Origin of the sequence: Paraburkholderia silviterrae (assembly GCF_004353915.1) — a bacterium.
In the GTDB taxonomy this organism is placed as follows: Bacteria; Pseudomonadota; Gammaproteobacteria; order Burkholderiales; family Burkholderiaceae; genus Paraburkholderia; species Paraburkholderia silviterrae.
The window spans coordinates 131,132-148,563 of sequence record NZ_SMRP01000002.1; the positions used below are offsets into that span (position 1 = coordinate 131,132).

The window sequence follows — 17,432 nt, forward strand, 5'->3', positions numbered from 1 at the left end:
CATGACAGACCACCCCAGCCGCACGCTTGCGGCCTTTGCCGCCACGCTCGACTTCAACGCCATTCCCGCGCCCGTCGTCGAGCGTGCCGTCAATCTCTATGTGGACTGGCTCGGCTCCGCGCTCGGCGGCACAGGCGCGCGCCCGGTCGAGACCATTGCGCGCTTCGCGCGCGCGGCGCGCGGCGCGCAGAGCCCTCAGGACGCATGCGACGTCGTGATCGACCGCAGCCGCAGCACGCCGTATTTCGCGGCCATGACGAACGCCGCCGCCTCGCATTTCGTCGAGCAGGACGACGTGCACAACGGCTCCGTGTTCCATCCCGCAACCGTGGTGTTCCCGGTCGCGCTGGCGCTCGCGCAGGCGCTCGGCGCTTCGGGGCGCGAGTTCATCGCGGCCTCGGTGGCGGGTTATGAAGTGGGCATCCGCGTCGGCGAATTCATGGGACGTTCGCACTACAAAATATTTCACACGACCGGCACGGTCGGCACGATTGCGGCGGCCGCAGCGGCGGCGCGCCTCTTGAAGCTCACGCCCGGGCAGATGCTCGATGCGTTCGGCTCGGCGGGCACGCAGGCGAGCGGACTGTGGGAGTTCCTGCGCGACGCGGCCGACTCCAAGCAGCTGCACACGGCCATGGCCGCCGCCAACGGGCTGATGGCGGCCCAGCTGGCCGCCGACGGCTTTCGCGGCGCGCAGCGCATTCTCGAAGGCGCGCAGGGCATGGCCGCGGGCATGTCGAGCGATGCTGACCCGGCCAGGCTCGTCGATCGCCTCGGCGAACGCTGGGCGACAGTCGAGACCTCGTTCAAATATCACGCGGCCTGCCGCCACACGCATCCAGCCGCCGACGCATTGCTCGCCGCGATGGCCGAGCACCGGCTCGCACCCGACGATATCGTCGCGGTGACCGCGCACGTGCATCAGGGCGCCATCGACGTGCTGGGCAGCGTGACGGTGCCCAGCACGGTCCATCAGGCGAAGTTCAACATGGGCACGGTGCTGGGTTTGTGTGCGTATCGCGGCTATGCGGGCGTGAACGAATTCGAGCACGGCTATGCACAAGCGGAGATTGCCGCGTTCCGCGAGCGCGTGACGATGGCGCTCGACGAAGAGGTGGACCGCGCGTATCCGGCGCGCTGGATCGGCAAGGTGAGCGTGACCACGCGTGACGGCCGCACGCTCTACGCGCGCGTGGACGAGCCGAAGGGCGACCCCGGCAACACGCTCTCGCGCGACGAGCTGGCGACGAAGTTCGTGCGTCTTGCCGCCTTCTCGCAGGCGGCGAGCGAAGAAGAGGCGCGCGCGCTGCTGGACGACGCGTGGCGCATTGCGGATGCCGGGCGGGTGGGTGCGCTTTTCGGAGCGAGCGCTGTTGCCAGCTCGAACGCGAACGCCGCGTTGAAGGTGCCAGCATGAGCACCGCGCTCGCGCGTTCGTACCTGTTCGTGCCGGGCAACCGGCCCGAGCGCTTCGAGAAGGCGCGCGCGGCGGGCGCCGACGGCAAGAGGGTCGGCATGCCCGTGATCCTCAAGGCGAGACGCGTGCTGGGGATCGCCTGAGCGCAGGATCGCCAGGGCGAAAGAACGCGGGTTTTTCCGGCGTTTTATGCGTCGTCGCTATCGAAGCGATGTGTCGGCTATGTCTGCGTCAAGGGCTTCTTGCGCATGAAGCGCAGCGCGAAACGCACGAGCTTCGGCATGGTCTCCGGGCGCAGCAGGCGCGTGTCGTAGCCCGCGAAGCGCCGGTCGTTTTCTTCCAGACACAGGCGCATGAGATCGGGCACGCTGATGTCCACGTCCGAGACCGATTGCGCGCCGTTCACCGTGAAGTTGTGGTCCTGCCGATGCTCGTTGCCTTCGGCGTCCATCGTGCGCGCGAGGCCGATGCGCTCCCAGCCCAGAAACACCCACACGCGCGCCACCTTCAGCTCGAAAAGCGCGCGCCGCCACCACGAAAGCCGCGCGCGGTGCCACGCCACCCAGTTCGCGAAGAGCAGGATATGGCGGCACTCTTCCTGCATCACGGGCTCGAACGTGTCGATGAGCTCGGGCGGGAACAGGCCCGAGCGCTTCGCGACTTCGAAAAGGCCGAACGCGAAGAAGCTGTCCACGGATTCGCTGTAGCCCGTCACGAGATAGGCCCACTCGGTGTCCTTGGGAAACACATAGGGCGGCTCGCTCGCGAGCGCGATGCTATAGGCTTGCACCATGCGCGAAAGCACTTCCTTATGACGGTTTTCTTCCCAGGCGTTGAGCGCGAGCACCGCGCGCATGTCCGGGTCGTCGACCGTCGCGGCATAGGCCGCCATGCGCAGTCGCGCCTTGCCTTCGGTCTGCACCGCGATGTCCCAGATGGGCAGGTCGACGATGCGCTTGAGCGCCGCTGGCTCGAGCCTGGGCCATTCGAGCACCGAAGGCCGGTACGGGTTGAAGGTCTCGCGGAACATGCGGCACGTCTCGCGGCGGTGCGCGTCGGAACCCGGCGTCAGCGGGCCACTCTCGCGGCTCGTCCAGTGGCGTGTGTTGTGTTCGGCGGCGTCGAGCGCCGCGCGGTCAGGGTGCTCACTGGGCAGTTGCGGCGCATTGAAATCGGGGATCAATTGCGCCGTATCGAAGGTGTCGAGTACCTGGTCGTCCATCTGAAAGCATCTCCAGACAAGGCTTATAGCGGTGGTCCTGTTTGATGGCTACTGCGTTGAGGTAGGCAATTTTGTCATCGATGCGCCGAATTCGCTCCGGAGTCGACATGTTCCGCGTCCGCCCCTTTGTCATCCGCGTGCGTCACATGCGTGCCGCATTGATTGCAGAACGGGAAGAAGGCGAAATTACGCGCGCCGCACGTGCAGACTTCGAAGAGCCTCAGCCCGCAGTGAATGCAGAACGATACCTGGTCGCCGCCCAGATGCCACGGCTTGTCGCAAGACGGGCACAGCTTCTTCTGATAAGCGCTGATGGCCTTTTCGTAGACCACGGCGCGTGCGCGCTCGCTCTGGCTCTGCTCCATTTCGGCGCGCTTGCGTTCGACGTAGCGCTGGAACGCGCGCAGCATGTAGAGCCCCGCGAATACCGTGAGCGCGATGCCCACGAGCACGCGCACATAGCCGCCGAAATCGGGCAGATACGGCACGAGTTCGACGAAGAACGCGCACAGCGCGAACAGGCCGAAGCCATAGATGAAAGGCCAGTAGCGGCTCTTGCGATGGCGGATGAAAAGCCACACGGCCACGAGCAGGATCGGCAGCGTGAGCGCGAGACGCCAGCCGAACACCGTGAGTTCGTAGCGCCGCTGTGCGGCGGCGTAGCGCGCGTCGGCCTCGGTTTGCAGGTGCGCGAGCTGGGCGCTCAGTTGCTCGCTGCGGGCATCGAGCGCGCGCTGCTGGTCGGCTAACTTGTCGCGCTGGCGCTGCCAGTCGCTTGCGCTCGCCTGCAGCAAGTCGAGCTTGCGCGTGCGCGCGAGCAGTTCGATGTCGTTGCGGCTGTCGCCCGTTGCCGTGCGCGTTGCGAGCCAGTTGCGCAGGCTTTCCTGGGCTTCGCGATAGTCGGTGTTCGCACGGTCGTTCGCGATGCGCAGCGTCTGCGCCTTGTCGTTGAGCGCGCTGCGCTGGCGCTCGAGATCGCGCGTTTGCGCCTCGAGCGGCGCAATGGCCGCGTTGTCGACGAATTGCTCGCTGCGCGGCGGTCCGCCTTGCGGGGCGAACATGAGGTCGCGGATCACGAGACTGCCGAGCATGTTCAGGAACATCGCGAACACGATGGCGATGATCCACGAGGCAATCTGCAACAGGCGGGCGGGCCGCGAATAAGCCTGGCTGGTGTTCATGGTGCAGTTCGAGAGTGAAGGACCGATGCAGCCGGCATCAATGTGCCGCGGCGATGCCACATGGCGTGGACCGCATTGGGGCATTGTAAAGTGCGCGGCGCTTCGGGCACGCCGTATGCGTCCAAGGGGCCCTTTCGTCAGGCACGGCGCCGCGCTGCGCGGGCTTTTGAGGCACGCGCCGCGGCGATCCACTTCGGGGGATATTGGGGGCGGGAAGAAGGCTCGGGAGGCCTTCAAGCGAGAGCAGCGGCGGTCTGCGCGCGCTATATGACACGAGCGAGCTGGGGCGCCTCGGGCCAAATGCAGAGGAAAGACCGCAGGGTGGAATGCAGCAGGGCGAACCGCAGCAGGGTGAACCGCAGCAGGGTGAAGCGCCGCGTACCGCACGCGGCGCCGCGCCTCAGCGCAATTGGGCGAACGCGATGAAGAGCACCATGCCGCCGATTGCGCCGTCGAGCACGCGCCACGCACCGGCGCGCCGGAACAGCGGGGCGAGCGCACGCGCGCCGTAGCCGAGGCCGACGAACCACACCGCGCTCACGCACATCGCGCCAATCGCAAACGCGAGCCGGCTGCCTTGCGGCTCGCGCGCACCGGCCGTGCCGATCAGCAGGAACGTGTCGAGATAGACATGCGGATTGAGCCAGGTGAACGCGAGCGTCATCAGCATGATCGGCCAGGCGCGCTGCGCGGGCGTGTCAGTGACGCCGGGCGTGCTCGCCGTTTGGAGCACCGCATGTGTGGGCTTCACCGCGCGCCGCAGCGCGCCGATGCCGAACCACACGAGCCACGCGAGCCCCACGTAGAGCACGAGATGCACGAAAGTGGGGTAGCGCTCGACAAGCACGGAGGCGCCGCCCACCCCCGCGCCGATCAGGATGAAATCGGAAAGCGCGCACAGCAGCACGATCTTGCCGACGTGCGAGCGCAGAATGCCCTGGCGCAGCACGAAGGCGTTCTGTGCGCCGATGGTGACGATCAGGGAGGCGCACAGCGCTGCGCCATGCGAAAAAGCGAGCCAGTTCATGTTGATCAAGCGGTCGGTTACTGAAATCGGGGAGCGAAGCGCAACGCGCAACGCGTCGCAGCGAGCGGGCGGGCGTTGCCGCAAATGCCTCGACAGAGGAAGCAAACGGCGCTAGTCTGCCGCCGGAGCTCGATTAAGCAAAGCTCATTTTCTTTAACTGGATTAAGAAATTCTAATGCTCGACTACGCGCTGCTCGACGCGCTCGCCGCCGTGGTGAGACACGGCTCGTTCGACCGCGCGGCCGGCGCGCTCAACGTGACGCCTTCAGCGGTCTCGCAGCGCGTGAAGCTGCTGGAGGAGCGCGTGGGCACGGTGCTCGTGAAGCGCGGCCAGCCCTGCGTGGCCACCGCGGCGGGCGCGCTGCTGTGCCGCCACACCGAGCGCGTGCAGTTGCTCGAAGCGGAGCTGGGCGGCGGCATGCCCACCGTCGCGGACGCGCTCGACGCTTCACGCCCCACGCTGCGCGTCGCGGTCAACGACGACAGCGTGGGCACCTGGTTCATCGACGCCGTGGCGGGCTTTTGCGTCGAGCGCGGCATCCTGCTCGATCTCGTGATCGACGACCAGGACCATACGGCGCAGCGCATGCGCGACGGCAGCGTGCAGGGCGCCGTGACGACCCAGGCCGAACCCGTGCAGGGCTGCCGCTCGACGCGCCTTGGCCGCATGCGCTACCTCGCGGTGTGCTCGCCAGCGTTCTTCGAGCGCTATTTCGCCGAGGGCGTGGGGCGCGAGGCGCTGCGCCGCGCGCCGTGCGTGGAGTTCAATCCCAAGGATCAACTGCAAAAGCGCTTCGTGCGGCGTATCACGCGTGCGCAGGTGGACGCGCCGCTGCATTGGATTCCGCACGTGGCGGGTTTTCTGCGCTGCTGCGTGAGCGGCCTCGGGTGGGGCATGTGCCCCGAGCGCATGATCGCGCCGCACCTCGCGCGCGGCGAGCTCGTCGAGCTCACGCCGGGGCGCGCGCTCGACGTCGAACTCTATTGGCAGAGCTGGCGTCTGTCGATCGGCTGGCTCGACGATTTCGGCGCGATGCTCAGGCGCCGCGCGGCCGAATTCCTCGATCAAGGGCGGGGGGGCTGAGCCGCACGCGAGAGGAAGCCGATTTGGCTAATCGGGCGCGGGTTTGCATCCCATTCATGCGGTCATTATGCATCAATTGAATTGTCAATTTTCGGCCGGGAATCGCCGTTGCTATTGCGCGCATCTTGTCGATCTGGCGGATTCGAGTTGACCCATTTGCGCATGACAAAGCGGCTAAAGCACAATTCATTTTCGATTAATACCTCATGAAATAGAGGCGAGTCTCGAAATCCCTCCTTCCTGGGATGCACATGCCGTGTGCGACAATTCCTCGCGCCCCGGATGACTTGCATGATGAGAAATCCCAATATGCATATGTCATGAACATGTCATGCGTTTCATTGATCGGGCAGCAATGGCCGAGATGCACGGGCGTCGCCGCGAAACCGCCCGGGGACGGACGCAGCGCCTGATGAGGCCGATTCTGGGTGGTGAGGCGCAGACGTGTCACATGCCTTTGCATGGCGCGTAATAGTTTTGCTAATGTCGTGTTGGCGGGTGCTCCGGATCGCGTATCCGGGTAATTTTTCCTGGCGGCAAATGTTAAAGATCAACAAACCGGCAAAAAAGTCGCACGTACAAATGTAAAGAAACCAGTATTGCTGTCTTACAATTAGGCCTGAAAGTCCGATGGCGTCATTTGCCGCGCATGCGGGATTATCATGTGAATATTCAGTTTTTTCTGTGGCCTGCGAGAATCGCACGCTATAATCCCGACGTGGCAGAGTGCTTATTCGACCGGCATATTTGAATCGTTTCCACGTGCACGAGGTGCATTATGACGAAATTAGATACCGGCAGCGCATGGCAACAAACCATTGATCGCCTGTCCGCCGCTTCGGAGCCCTTGAGCCCGGACGGCGAGCCCGATGGCATCAGGAGTTGCAAACCGGTACCGATCACGCGCAGCGCATCGGAGGCGGCCAACCGGCGCCGCGCCACTGTGCGTTCGTGGGATGCGCAAGGCATTACCTTGATCCGGCGTCATGATCCGGAGAGCATCACCGTCTGCTGGAGCGACGCCACCTATGGGCGCTACTCCGACCAGTTGTGGCGGGTTTGCACCGCGCGTCGCAGCGCGGTGTGCGCGTTGACCGGCGAGAAGATCCGCCGTGGCGACGCGGTGTTCCGCCCGAGCCCCAATCGCCGTCATCGCCCGGCCAATGCCGACGCCATGATCCTCGCGAGCAAGCTGGACGCCTTTCCCAGCGGCGTTGTGGCTGCGCGTCTCGACGAGGCGCTTGCGGCGTAAGCACGGCATCGCTGTGGCATAAGGGCTGCGTCCAGGTTGCGGCGGCAGTTCCGAAGCTAGCGGAGCCTGCATCGAGCGCTCGATGCGGGCGGTCAGCTTTTTATCCTTTCCAGTAGCAGTCTCAGCGCTTTCCAGGCTTGGTGCACCGCCCCGGAGCCTTCATCCGGCGCTCGTCCGGCGTCCCCCGCAAGCTATCTCAAGGTTCCCTTTTCAGCGCCCGCTGGCCGCGCGCGGTCATGGCAGGCAGGCCCTGCCGGAGGCCATGCGCCGTGCCGCTTCGCGTCTTTCAACCGGATATTCGCTGCGGGCGAGTGCGCGCCGCCGGCCCGTTCCCGGGCCAGCCAGCGCCGCACTCATGTCGACTTCATGCCAACTTCACGCCGTCTTGTCGCCGACGGTCTCGTCCTCGAGCGCGTCGCGCGTCTCGGGCATGATGAGCCATACCAGCAGCACAGCGGCCGCGCCGGCCGAGGCGAGGCCCAGGAAGCTCACGGTATTGCCGAAATGGTCGGCGATGAACCCCGCGAGCGCGGTGGAGAGCGTGGCGCCAATCCCCGCCGATAGCCCGAAGAGCCCGATGCACAGGTTGTAGCGCCCCTTGCCGCCCGCCACGTCGGCGGCAATGAGCGGCAGCATCACGCCGAACACGGCGGCCGAGAGGCCGTCGAGCATCTGCACCGGCACGAGCAAGTAGGGGTTGCCGACCGCGGCGAACAGCAACGCGCGCAGCGGCAGCGCGCTGAAGCCGAGTATCAGCACCGGACGGCGGCCCCAGTGCTGCGCGGTGCGGCCCACCCATGGCGACATCAGCGCGACGATCGCTTGCGGCACGATGATGCAAGCCGCGATCACGAGTTGCACGTTGTCGCCCATGCCGGCCGTCACTTCGCCCGCTGCGAGGTTCAGCATCGCAGCGTTCGAGAGATGGAACAGGACCACGCAGGCCGCGAAAGTCAGCATGCGCTTGTCGCGCAGCAGGTCGAAGATGGTTTCGCGCGGCTCGTCCGCGGGCACGGCCTTGCTGGCTTGGGCGGCCTTGTCGGCTTTGGCGCTTTTCAGCGGCTTGGGCGCGTTCGCGTGCTTGTCGTACTCGATCATCGCGAGCGCGACGAGGGCGGGGAGCGCGAGCGCCGCCGTGAGCCAGAACACGGCGCGTGGCGAGACGTACTCGCCGCACAGTCCCATCAGGCCCGCCGCGACCGCGCTGCCGATCGAGGCCCAGCGCGCGTTGCGCCCGAGCCGGTCGCCCAGGTTCTGCCGGCCCACCAGCGCCAGCGCGAGTGCCGCCATGGCCGGCACGAGCATGCAGCTCGCGAAGCCGTGAAAGACCTCGGCGGCCATCACCGGCACGACGGTCGGGCTCGAGGCGAGCAGCACCGCCGAGATGATGATGGCGATGATCGCCCAGGCGGCGGCGGCCTTCTTGTTGCGCAGGGCGTCCACGGCCGCGCCGCCCGGCACCTGGCTCACCATCGCGCTGATCGTGCCCACCGAGAGCGCCAGGCCGATCTCGCCCTGGGTCCACTTGTGCGAGGCGAGATACGAGGCGATGAACGGGCCGAAGCCGGTCTGCACGTTCGCGACGAAAAAGTTCAGCCAGTCGAGCGCGCGCACGCTGCGCAGGTCGGGCGTGGGATGCGTCGTACCTGTCATTGGGCACCGCGCGCAGGAGCTGCAGAAGCGGCCGGCCCCGCAGCGGCCGGGCTGACGGCGCGCACCGGCTGATCGTTCGCATAGGCGGGAGCGGCGTCGATCTGCTGGTCGCTCATCTCGAGCTGGGCTTCGAGCGCATTGTTCTTCGTCACGAAGCGCAGGGCCGACCAGTCGGCGGCGATCGTGCGGCGCTTCTCAAGCGTCCCGCTCACGTCGAGCACGACCGCGAGCGGGTCGGCGCCGCCGCCGATCAGCACGTCCACCACGCGGCCCACCTTGGCGCCGTTGGCGCGCTCGACGTCGGCGTCGAGCATCGGCAGGCGCGTCGGGCTCGCCTCGGAAGTGCCGGGCTGCGGCGCGCCCGCCTTGGGCCGGTCGGGGATCTGCAATTGGGCGGGCGTGAGCGCGAGCGTGATGGCGGGCGTCTTCGCCTGGGTGTTGATGCGCACGGCGCTCCACGGGAAGTCGGCCTTGCGGTCGCCCACGCCCATGAAGCCCTGCAGATTCACGACCACTTCCTGCGGCTTGCCGCCGGGGCCGGCCACCATGTCCACGGCGCGGCCCACGACCTTGCCGTCCGGTTTCTGCACTTCGCTGTCGAGCAGCGTGCGGAAGGTGCCGCGCTCGAGGGTGTGCGTCTGCACGAGCGGAGCGGGGGTGGGCGCAACGGGGGCGCTCGCCGGCACGGGCGGCGGTGGCGCGGGCCGGGGGCGCCGGATCAGTGGCAAGTGCGGTTTTTTGGGCGCCGGCTTCGGTTCAGGCGGCTGCGGAGCGCTGGCGGCTTCGGGCGCGGAGGCCGCCTCGGGTCCGCTCTCGAACTGCTCGGGCGCGCTGACGGCAACGGTCGCCTCGACGATGGGCGCGGGCGCCTGGGCCGAGCGGAACAGGCTGCAGCCGGACAGCGCGACCAGAACGAGCAGGGCCAAGGCGTGCTGATGGGAAATAACGGGACGTGGGAAACCGCCTGTCATCAACAGAAACTCCAGGAGCGGCCGGCGCATGGCGCGCGCGGCGAGGGGAAAACCGGGTCGGGATGCGTGAGAGTTTAACCCGCATGGCGCCTTGTTCCGGCCCAAACAGCCGCTAATCCGCTGACAAAACCCTTGTCGCAGGGTCGATCGGGCGCATTCGGGGCGTATTCCGGGGGGTATTCGGGGCGCATTCAGGGCGCATTCAGGGCATATGCGTGCCGCGGAATGCGCCGCCGGATTGGGAGGGCATCCTGGTCCGATTACGGCCAGTTTTGCCCTCAGCGGCGTGCGCAAGACGGCTCAAGCGCACCGGGGTAAACGCGAGGCGCGGCAGTGCGACGCGCCCTGCGTACGGCGATATAAGCATCGCGGCATGACCTCAATGTGTTTCGCGCGATGGGAGCGTAAGTCGTGTTCGCCTAACCTTCGACCCTGTAAAAAGATGTCAAAAAAATGAATGGGTATAGCGCGCTGCAAGGCGCGCCTGGCTGGCGTCGACACCCCTAGTCAATCCAATCCAGACGAGACGAACCTGATGGCGGATCCGCAACATGAGCGCGGACCGTTTCAGCAAGCTGATAAAGGAGGCACTCACCATGATCGAACCCCACGCACAGCCGCTGGCCGACATTGCCAATGGTGCAATCCGCGAGGGCGATGCCGTCGACGCCGTTGGCGCGACTGGTTTTCTCGACCGTTATTTCGACATTGCCGCGCGCGGCAGCTCGGTGCGCCAGGAGGGCATCGCCGGCATTACCACCTTCCTTGCGATGGTGTATTCCGTGTTCGTCGTGCCGGGCATGCTCGGCAAGGCGGGCTTCGACACCAGCGCGGTGTTTGTCGCCGTGTGTCTCACCACGGCGTTCGGCTCGCTGTTGATGGGCCTGTGGGCGCGCCTGCCGATCGCCATCGGCTGCGCAATCTCGCTCACCGCGTTCACCGCATTCGGCCTCGTGCTCGGCAAGGGCCTCAAGCCCGAAGTCGCGCTCGGCGCCGTGTTCCTGATGGGCCTCGTGTTCACGGGCATCTCGGTTACCGGCGTGCGCTCGTGGATCCTGCGTAACCTGCCGCACGGCATCGCGCACGGCACCGGTATCGGCATTGGCCTGTTCCTGCTGCTGATCGCGGCCAACGACGTGGGCCTCGTGATCAAGAATCCGGGCGCCGGTCTCCCGGTCACGCTCGGCCATATCACGGCGCTGCCCGCGATTCTCTCGGTGGTCGGCCTTGCCGCGATCTTCGGCCTCGTGCGCCGCCGCGTGCCGGGCTCGATCCTGATCGTGATCGTCGCGATCTCGGCGCTCGGCCTCGCCATCGATCCGGCCGTGACCTACCACGGTGTGTTCGCGTGGCCGTCGCTCTCGACCCCGGGCCATGCCTCGCTGATCGGCGCCATGGACATCAAGGGCGCGCTCTCGCTCGCCGTGCTGCCCAGCGTGCTCGCCCTCGTGATGACCGCCGTGTTCGACGCCACCGGCACGATCCGCGCCGTGGCAGGCCAGGCCGGCCAGCTCGACGCCAACGGCCGCATCATCAACGGCGGCCGCGCGCTCACGGCCGACTCGCTCAGCTCGATCTTCTCCGGCTTCTTTGGCGGCGCGCCTGCAGCGGCCTATATCGAATCGGCGGTGGGCGTCTCGGCAGGTGCGAAGACGGGCATGACCGCCACGGTGGTGGGCCTGCTGTTCCTCGCGGTGATGTTCTTCGCGCCGCTCGCCGGCCTCGTGCCTTCCTACGCCACGGCGCCCGCGCTCATGTACGTGGGCCTGATGATGCTCTCGAGCGTTGCGCGCCTCGACATGGCCGACATGGTGGATGCGATGTCGGGCCTCGTGTGCGCCGTGTTCATCGTGCTGACCGCCAACATCGTCACGGGCATCATGCTGGGCTTTGCCACGCTCGTGATCGGCCGCGTGGTGAGCGGCGAGATCCGCAAGCTCAACGTCGGCACGGTGCTCATCGCCGCTGTGCTCGTGGCGTTCTACCTGGGCGGCTGGGCTATCTGATGCGCGAATAGCGTCCACATAGCCCGGTCATCGGCAAGACGGAGCCACGGCGGCCCGTCTTGCCGGCTTCACGGCCCGCGTCCGCTTCTCTGGCGGCGCGGGCCGTGCGGCATTTGGGGGGCGCGATTACTTCGGCAGCACACTGTTGACGCGCCCGCTCTTCGGCTTGCGCGGCTTCGGCTCCACGCCCACGCGCGGGTCGCGCGCCAGCACGAGCGCGCTCAGGTGCTGCGCGGTGGCCTCGAAATCCGGATCTTCCTGCGTCACGTAAAGCCACTTGCCGAGCACGGGGTGCGGCCGCAGGGCCGGCATTTCGTCGATGAGCGCCGCGTGCCGGTCCCGCGACGTGCAGACCAGCAAGCCGTTAAAGGGCTTTTCGCGATCGGCGGCGACGAGGCACAGCAGGCCGTCCATATAGGCGGCGTCGCAACCGAACATCCGCTTGCACAGGTAGTCGGGCTCGCGCTCGAACGCGTCGAAGATCCAGAGCAGCGAATTGCGGATTTTGGACGGCATGGCGTATTCGGCTCGAGGTGAATGTGGAGTGCGGGCGGGCACAGGCGCGCGGTGCCGCGCCGACTCATTCTACGGGCTGCGCGAGAAGCCAGCGGCGAAGCCCGTGCGCGGCCTTGACATCGGCGGCTCAGGTCCTATGCTTAACCTCATGGTTAAGTATGAAGACGATACGCTGACGCGTACCTTTGCGGCGCTGGCGGACCCCACGCGGCGCGCGCTGCTCGCGCGGCTAGCCCATCAGGACGAGCTTTCGGTGAGCGCGCTCGCGCAGCCGTTTGCGATGTCACTGCCCGCGGTGATGAAGCACCTGGACGTGCTCGCCGAGGCGGGGCTCGTCACGCGCGCGAAGACCGGACGCACGGTGGCGTGCCGGCTCGCGGCGGGGCCGATGGAGGACGCGATGCAGTGGCTCGCGCACTACGAGCGCTTCTGGAGCGGTGCGCTCGATCGTCTGGCCGCTTTCGTGGAGGAAGACGCATGTCCACCCAACCCGACGCTGGCGCAGCCAGCAATTCAGGCGCCCGCGCAGGACCCGCAAGCGGCGCAGCCCACGCCGGCCCCAGCCTCGTCCTCCGGCGCCGCATCAACGCGAGCGCCGCGAAGGTCTACGCGGCATGGACGCAAGCCGCGCAACTGATGCGCTGGATGCATCCGCTCGACACGATCTGCCTGCATGCCGAGGCCGACGTGCGCGTGGGCGGACGCTTTCGCGTGATCATGCGCTCGCCCGACGGCGAAGAGCACGACGCGAGCGGCACCTATCTCGAGGTCGTGCCCGAGGCGAAGCTCGTGTTCACATGGGCGTGGCGCAGCACGCCGGAGCGCGAGTCGCGCGTGACGGTCGTGCTGCGTGCCGATGGCGCTACGACCGAGATCACGCTGCGCCACGAGGGCTTGTTCGACGAAGCCGCGCGCGACTCGCATCGCGAAGGGTGGGCGAGCGGGCTCGATCGTCTGGTGGAGCTGTTCGAATGAGGGTGTCCGGCACAACCGGAGCCGGTGCACGAGCGCCGGCCTCTGTCCACACATAGGAGGAATGCACGATGGAGATGCACAAGATCGTTTCGGATGACGAATGGTTGGCGGCGCGCAAGGCATTGCTCAGCGAGGAGCGCGCCTTCACGCATGCACGCGACGCACTCGTGGCGAAACGTCAGGCGCTGCCGTGGGTGAAAGTAACGAAGACCTATACGTTCGATACGCCGCAAGGCACGCGCACGCTTGCGGAGCTGTTCGGGCCGCGCAGCCAGTTGCTGACCTATCACTTCATGCTCGGCCCCGACTGGGAGGAGGGCTGCCCGGGCTGCTCGTTCCTCTCCGACCACGTGGACGGCATGCTGCCGCACCTCGAGCATCACGACGTGACCTACGTGGCCGTCTCGCGCGCGCCGCTCGCGAAGCTCGAAGCCTTCAAGCGGCGCATGGGCTGGCATTTCCCGTGGGTTTCATCGCATGGCAGCGATTTCAATTTCGACTATCGCGTTTCGTTCGGCGATGCGGACAAGGCGCGTGGCAAGGCGCTCTACAACTACGAAGAACAGGATTACGTGAGCGACGAGTTGCCAGGCATCAGCGCGTTTTATCGCGACGACGCAGGCAACGTCTATCACACGTATTCGGCGTATGCGCGCGGCGTGGAAATGGCTTTGGGCGCGTATGCGATGCTCGAATTCGCGGCGAAGGGGCGCAACGAGAAGACGGACATGCGCGAATGGATGCGTCACCACGATCGCTATGAGGATAGCGCCGGGCGGGAAAGCTCCGGGCGGGAAAGCCACGGGCAATCGGCGTGCTGCGCGCACGAGAGCCAAGCGCAATAAAAGATGCGCGCCAGGGCAATAGCGCTGCGTCCCGCGAAAGACAAAAGTAAGGCTAGAGCGACAGCTCGAAAGCGGGGCGCAGCAGCACTTCGATGGCCATCACAATGAGGCCCATCGCCGCAGCGGCAAGTGTCAGCGTGCCATATTCGTCGTAGCGCGAGTCATAGAGACACGCGACCACGAAGAGGATGGCGAGCAGATTGGTCAGCCAGTAGAAGTTCAGCGCGAGTGGCATCGGCGTACCGGGTTGCCGGTTCGGCAACGTGACGGCGGAGAGTGCAAACCGTCAGGATTTTATCGAACCGACCTTACGGATACGCAACAATAATGTGCTGTGGACCACGTATTTTTTGCGGTTTTTTATGTGCGGCCGCAATGATCTGTCGCGCCGGCCGGCTCACATTTGTGCAGTCGGCATCTCGTCGCGAATCCAGTCGGTGACCGACGTGCGCCGCGGCTGCCAGCCCAGCAACGTGCGCGCGCGCTCGCCGCGCACGCGGCTATTCGAGCCGAGACCGTAGGAAGCCATCTCGTAGCCCCATTCCTTGATCGCGTCTTCCAGCGGCCAGTCCTGCGGTTCGCCAAGTCCCATCTTGCGCGCGAGCGCGGCCGTCATCTCGCGGAAGTTCGCCTCGCCGCTTTCGACGAAATAGAACGTGCCCGCAGGGGTTTTCTCGAGCGCGAGACGGTACAGCTCGGCCACATCGTCGACATGGACGTTCGACCAGATGTTCAGCCCGCGCCCAACGTGCCGCATCACGCCGCTTTTCTCCGCCTGGCGAATGAGGCGCGGCAACTGCACGCTCGCCGCGCCCGGCACCGCGCCCACGCCGTAGATCAGCGTGTTGCAGAGCACGGCGCTCTTCACGCCACGCGCTTGCCCGGCCAGCACGAGTTCGTCGATGGCCACGCGCGGCGCCTTGTCGGGCGTCGGCTCGGGCAGGGCGTCTTCGTGATAGATGCGATCGGTCGGCTCGCCGCCCGAGGCATCGCCGACGATGCTCGATCCGCTCGTGTGCAAGAGCGTCTTGCCCGAGCCTTCGAGCGCGTCGAGCAGCGCCTCCACCGCGCCGCGATGGTCGCTGCTCGCGGCGTTGATGACGGCGTCGGCGGCGCGGGCTTCCTGCATCAGCCGCGCGCGGTCGTCGAGATCGCCTTGCACCGGCACGATGCCGAGCGCTTCGAGCGCCGCGAACTGCTCGGGCCGGCGCACGAGCCCGCGGACCTCATGGCCCGCACGCACCAGATGCGCGGCAATCGTCCCGCCGATGAAACCGCCTGCGCCTGTCACGAATACTTTCATTGAATCCTCGCTTGCCTGGGTAAGTGGATGAGTGCAATGGCAGGCAGTATCGCGGCGTTCGTGCTTTGCAAAAACCGTGTTAGTCTCAAATGAATCTTGACTGCGGATCAATAATGAAAACGTCGACCGACGAATTGCTCGTATTCGTCACCGTGATCGATGCGGGGTCGATCACCGCTGCCGCCGAAAAACTCGAGCAGACCGTCTCGGGCGTGAGCCGGGCGCTCACGCGGCTCGAAAAGCAGCTCGGCGTGGCGCTGATCTTGCGCACGACGCGCCGCCTGCAATTGACCGAGGAGGGCGAGCTCTTTCTCGAACGCGCGCGCGCCATTCTCGCGGCAATGGAGGACGCCGAGGAGGCCGTCTCGCGCCATCGCGAGCAGCCTTCGGGGCGCTTGCGCGTCGATGCGGCCACGCCTTTCATGCTCCATTGCATCGTGCCGCATATGGCGGCGTTTGCCGCGCGCTATCCGGAGATCCAGCTCGAGCTCACAAGCAACGAGCGCATCGTCGATCTGCTCGAACAGCGCGTCGATATCGCCATACGCATCGGCGCGCTGCAGGATTCCACGCTGCATGCGCGCTCGCTCGGCGTGAGCCGCCGCCGCGTGGTGGCGAGCCCGGCGTATCTCGCGGCGCACGGCACGCCGCGCACGCTCGCCCAACTGCGCGAGCATCGGCTGATCGGCTTCACGGCGCCCGTGCAGCTGAACCGCTGGCCGCTCAGGCCGGACGGCCACGTCGCCCCGGCCACAGCCGCCGCCCCGGCGGCCGTGGCAGGCGCGGCAGGCGTGGCAGGCGCGGCAGCCCAGGCGTCGCTGCTCGACGCAGCCGCGCCCGAGGGCTTCGCGATCCATCCGGCGCTCGCGGCGTCGAGCGGCGAGACGATACGCCAGCTCGCGCTCGCCGATGCCGGCGTCGCCTGTCTTTCCGACTTCATGACCGCCGTCGACCGCGCGGCGGGCCGCCTCGTGACGCTGCTCGACGACGCGCTGATTGCCGAGCGCCAGCCCATCCATGCCGTCTATTACCGCAGCGCCGCGCTCGCCGCGCGCGTGCAGTGCTTCCTCGCGTTTATCGGGGGCAGGCTCGAGGAGCAGGCCTGACGGGCCTGCGGGGGCCGCCCACGCAATACATGGGCGCCTCATGGATTGTCCCGAGGCGGCCAGGCGCTCGCGGAGGTTGTCTATACAGGCGCGCCAGGCTAGACTCGCTGTCACTTGTATAGACAGGATTCGATCATGCTCCTCACGCCCGGCCATCTGACCCTGCCCCAACTGCGCCAGATCGCGCGCGCCCCGGACAGCAGCAGCATCCAGCTCCAGCTCGATCCGGCTAGCTTCGCCGCGATCGACGCGAGCGCGCGCACCGTCGCCGAAATCACGGCCAAGGGCGAGCCTGCCTACGGCATCAACACGGGCTTCGGCCGCCTCGCCAGCACGCACATCCCGATCGACCAGCTCGAACTGCTGCAGCGCAATCTGGTGCTCTCGCACGCCGTGGGCGTGGGCGAGCCGATGTCGCGCCCGGTCGTGCGCCTCATGATGGCGCTGAAGCTCTCGAGCCTCGGCCGCGGCCACTCGGGCATCCGTCGCGAAGTGATGGACGCGCTCATCACGCTCTTCAATGCAGATGTTCTGCCCGTGATCCCCGTGAAGGGATCGGTGGGCGCCTCGGGCGACCTCGCGCCGCTCGCGCACATGTCGGGCGTGTTGCTCGGCATCGGCGAAGTGTTCATCCGTGGCGAGCGCGCCAGCGCCGAAGCGGGTCTGGCCGCGGCCGGCCTCAAGCCGTTCGCGCTGCAGGCCAAGGAAGGCCTCGCGTTGCTCAACGGCACGCAGGCTTCCGCAGCGCTCGCGCTCTACAACCTGTTCGCCATCGAAGACCTCTACCGCACGGGGCTCGTTTCCGGCGCGCTGAGCGTGGACGCGGCAGCGGGCTCGGTCAAGCCGTTCGACGCGCGCATTCACGAACTGCGCG

The 17,432-nt window shown here is 66.7% G+C and carries 17 protein-coding genes and 1 pseudogene; 10 read left to right on the forward strand and 8 right to left on the reverse strand.

What is annotated here, in order from left to right; translation table 11 throughout:
• Position 1 precedes the first annotated feature (1 nt).
• Positions 2-1,417, forward strand: a complete 1,416-nt coding sequence (locus EYW47_RS04705; RefSeq protein WP_133193727.1) for an MmgE/PrpD family protein — start codon at positions 2-4, stop codon at positions 1,415-1,417.
• Positions 1,414-1,500, forward strand: a pseudogene (locus EYW47_RS04710) (CoA ester lyase); the annotation flags it as partial. The gene EYW47_RS04705 and the pseudogene EYW47_RS04710, both read left to right, overlap by 4 nt.
• 137 nt (positions 1,501-1,637) lie before the next feature.
• Here the strand turns inward: EYW47_RS04710 and EYW47_RS04715 are convergent.
• The 3 genes from EYW47_RS04715 to EYW47_RS04725 form a co-directional block, all read right to left on the reverse strand.
• Complete coding sequence (locus tag EYW47_RS04715; RefSeq protein ID WP_133193728.1) at positions 1,638-2,639, reverse strand: ferritin-like domain-containing protein; 1,002 nt, start codon at positions 2,637-2,639, stop codon at positions 1,638-1,640.
• Positions 2,640-2,713: 74 nt separating this feature from the next.
• Positions 2,714-3,820 carry a zinc ribbon domain-containing protein gene (locus EYW47_RS04720; protein ID WP_133193729.1) on the reverse strand — a complete coding sequence of 369 codons (1,107 nt, stop codon included), beginning with the start codon at positions 3,818-3,820 and terminating at the stop codon, positions 2,714-2,716.
• A 400-nt stretch (positions 3,821-4,220) separates the two neighbouring features.
• Positions 4,221-4,847 (reverse strand): LysE/ArgO family amino acid transporter, encoded by a 627-nt coding sequence (locus EYW47_RS04725; RefSeq protein ID WP_133193730.1) that lies wholly within the window; start codon positions 4,845-4,847, stop codon positions 4,221-4,223.
• A 175-nt stretch (positions 4,848-5,022) separates the two neighbouring features.
• On the opposite strand from EYW47_RS04725, the gene EYW47_RS04730 reads away from it, so the two are divergent.
• A complete protein-coding gene (locus EYW47_RS04730) occupies positions 5,023-5,931 on the forward strand; it encodes a LysR family transcriptional regulator ArgP (RefSeq protein WP_133193731.1) in 909 nt (302 codons plus the stop codon).
• A 778-nt stretch (positions 5,932-6,709) separates the two neighbouring features.
• Positions 6,710-7,183 (forward strand): DUF3331 domain-containing protein, encoded by a 474-nt coding sequence (locus EYW47_RS04735; RefSeq protein ID WP_133193732.1) that lies wholly within the window; start codon positions 6,710-6,712, stop codon positions 7,181-7,183.
• A gap of 375 nt (positions 7,184-7,558) precedes the next feature.
• Here EYW47_RS04735 and EYW47_RS04740 read toward each other — a convergent pair whose 3' ends face one another.
• Positions 7,559-8,836: an MFS transporter gene (locus EYW47_RS04740; RefSeq protein ID WP_133193733.1), complete on the reverse strand. Its 1,278-nt coding sequence runs from the start codon at positions 8,834-8,836 to the stop codon at positions 7,559-7,561.
• Positions 8,833-9,762, reverse strand: coding sequence for a PRC-barrel domain containing protein (locus tag EYW47_RS04745; RefSeq protein WP_240763543.1), 930 nt, complete (start codon positions 9,760-9,762; stop codon positions 8,833-8,835). Before EYW47_RS04745 ends, EYW47_RS04740 begins: the two co-directional genes overlap by 4 nt.
• A gap of 641 nt (positions 9,763-10,403) precedes the next feature.
• Between EYW47_RS04745 and EYW47_RS04750 the strand changes: the two genes are divergently transcribed.
• The gene (locus EYW47_RS04750) at positions 10,404-11,813 is read left to right on the forward strand and encodes an NCS2 family permease (protein ID WP_133193734.1); all 1,410 of its coding nucleotides are present in this window, start codon (positions 10,404-10,406) and stop codon (positions 11,811-11,813) included.
• A 126-nt stretch (positions 11,814-11,939) separates the two neighbouring features.
• Here EYW47_RS04750 and EYW47_RS04755 read toward each other — a convergent pair whose 3' ends face one another.
• Complete coding sequence (locus EYW47_RS04755) at positions 11,940-12,329, reverse strand: hypothetical protein (protein WP_133193735.1); 390 nt, start codon at positions 12,327-12,329, stop codon at positions 11,940-11,942.
• Positions 12,330-12,477: 148 nt separating this feature from the next.
• On the opposite strand from EYW47_RS04755, the gene EYW47_RS04760 reads away from it, so the two are divergent.
• From EYW47_RS04760 to EYW47_RS04770, 3 genes are all read left to right on the forward strand, one after another.
• Positions 12,478-12,966: an ArsR/SmtB family transcription factor gene (locus tag EYW47_RS04760; RefSeq protein ID WP_133193736.1), complete on the forward strand. Its 489-nt coding sequence runs from the start codon at positions 12,478-12,480 to the stop codon at positions 12,964-12,966.
• A complete protein-coding gene (locus tag EYW47_RS04765; protein WP_338117809.1) occupies positions 12,966-13,304 on the forward strand; it encodes an SRPBCC family protein in 339 nt (112 codons plus the stop codon). Before EYW47_RS04760 ends, EYW47_RS04765 begins: the two co-directional genes overlap by 1 nt.
• Positions 13,305-13,372: 68 nt before the next feature.
• On the forward strand, positions 13,373-14,149 hold the full coding sequence (locus tag EYW47_RS04770; RefSeq protein ID WP_133193737.1) for a DUF899 domain-containing protein: 777 nt from the start codon (positions 13,373-13,375) through the stop codon (positions 14,147-14,149).
• Positions 14,150-14,201: 52 nt separating this feature from the next.
• On the opposite strand, the gene EYW47_RS04775 is transcribed toward EYW47_RS04770, so the two are convergent.
• Entirely contained in the window at positions 14,202-14,384 is a 183-nt protein-coding gene (locus EYW47_RS04775; RefSeq protein ID WP_133193738.1) for a hypothetical protein, read from the reverse strand.
• A gap of 162 nt (positions 14,385-14,546) precedes the next feature.
• Positions 14,547-15,452, reverse strand: a complete 906-nt coding sequence (locus EYW47_RS04780; RefSeq protein WP_133193739.1) for an NAD-dependent epimerase/dehydratase family protein — start codon at positions 15,450-15,452, stop codon at positions 14,547-14,549.
• A gap of 113 nt (positions 15,453-15,565) precedes the next feature.
• On the opposite strand from EYW47_RS04780, the gene EYW47_RS04785 reads away from it, so the two are divergent.
• Both EYW47_RS04785 and EYW47_RS41705 read left to right on the forward strand, forming a co-directional pair.
• Entirely contained in the window at positions 15,566-16,558 is a 993-nt protein-coding gene (locus EYW47_RS04785) for a LysR substrate-binding domain-containing protein (RefSeq protein WP_133193740.1), read from the forward strand.
• 132 nt (positions 16,559-16,690) lie between these two features.
• Positions 16,691-17,432, forward strand: a 742-nt coding sequence (locus EYW47_RS41705; RefSeq protein WP_240763582.1) for an aromatic amino acid lyase, incomplete at its 3' end; no start/stop codon positions are given.

Bases quoted from the DNA above. Each gene is read 5' to 3' on its own strand.
- EYW47_RS04735 (WP_133193732.1), top strand. From the start codon at position 6,710: ATGACGAAATTAGATACCGGCAGCGCATGGCAACAAACCATTGATCGC.
- EYW47_RS04725 (WP_133193730.1), bottom strand. From the start codon at position 4,847: ATGAACTGGCTCGCTTTTTCGCATGGCGCAGCGCTGTGCGCCTCCCTG.
- EYW47_RS04770 (WP_133193737.1), top strand. From the start codon at position 13,373: ATGGAGATGCACAAGATCGTTTCGGATGACGAATGGTTGGCGGCGCGC.
- EYW47_RS04705 (WP_133193727.1), top strand. From the start codon at position 2: ATGACAGACCACCCCAGCCGCACGCTTGCGGCCTTTGCCGCCACGCTC.
- EYW47_RS04765 (WP_338117809.1), top strand. From the start codon at position 12,966: ATGCGCTGGATGCATCCGCTCGACACGATCTGCCTGCATGCCGAGGCC.
- EYW47_RS04780 (WP_133193739.1), bottom strand. From the start codon at position 15,452: ATGAAAGTATTCGTGACAGGCGCAGGCGGTTTCATCGGCGGGACGATT.
- EYW47_RS04715 (WP_133193728.1), bottom strand. From the start codon at position 2,639: ATGGACGACCAGGTACTCGACACCTTCGATACGGCGCAATTGATCCCC.
- EYW47_RS04755 (WP_133193735.1), bottom strand. From the start codon at position 12,329: ATGCCGTCCAAAATCCGCAATTCGCTGCTCTGGATCTTCGACGCGTTC.
- EYW47_RS04740 (WP_133193733.1), bottom strand. From the start codon at position 8,836: ATGACAGGTACGACGCATCCCACGCCCGACCTGCGCAGCGTGCGCGCG.
- EYW47_RS04750 (WP_133193734.1), top strand. From the start codon at position 10,404: ATGATCGAACCCCACGCACAGCCGCTGGCCGACATTGCCAATGGTGCA.
- EYW47_RS04760 (WP_133193736.1), top strand. From the start codon at position 12,478: ATGGTTAAGTATGAAGACGATACGCTGACGCGTACCTTTGCGGCGCTG.
- EYW47_RS04785 (WP_133193740.1), top strand. From the start codon at position 15,566: ATGAAAACGTCGACCGACGAATTGCTCGTATTCGTCACCGTGATCGAT.
- EYW47_RS04730 (WP_133193731.1), top strand. From the start codon at position 5,023: ATGCTCGACTACGCGCTGCTCGACGCGCTCGCCGCCGTGGTGAGACAC.
- EYW47_RS04775 (WP_133193738.1), bottom strand. From the start codon at position 14,384: ATGCCACTCGCGCTGAACTTCTACTGGCTGACCAATCTGCTCGCCATC.
- EYW47_RS04720 (WP_133193729.1), bottom strand. From the start codon at position 3,820: ATGAACACCAGCCAGGCTTATTCGCGGCCCGCCCGCCTGTTGCAGATT.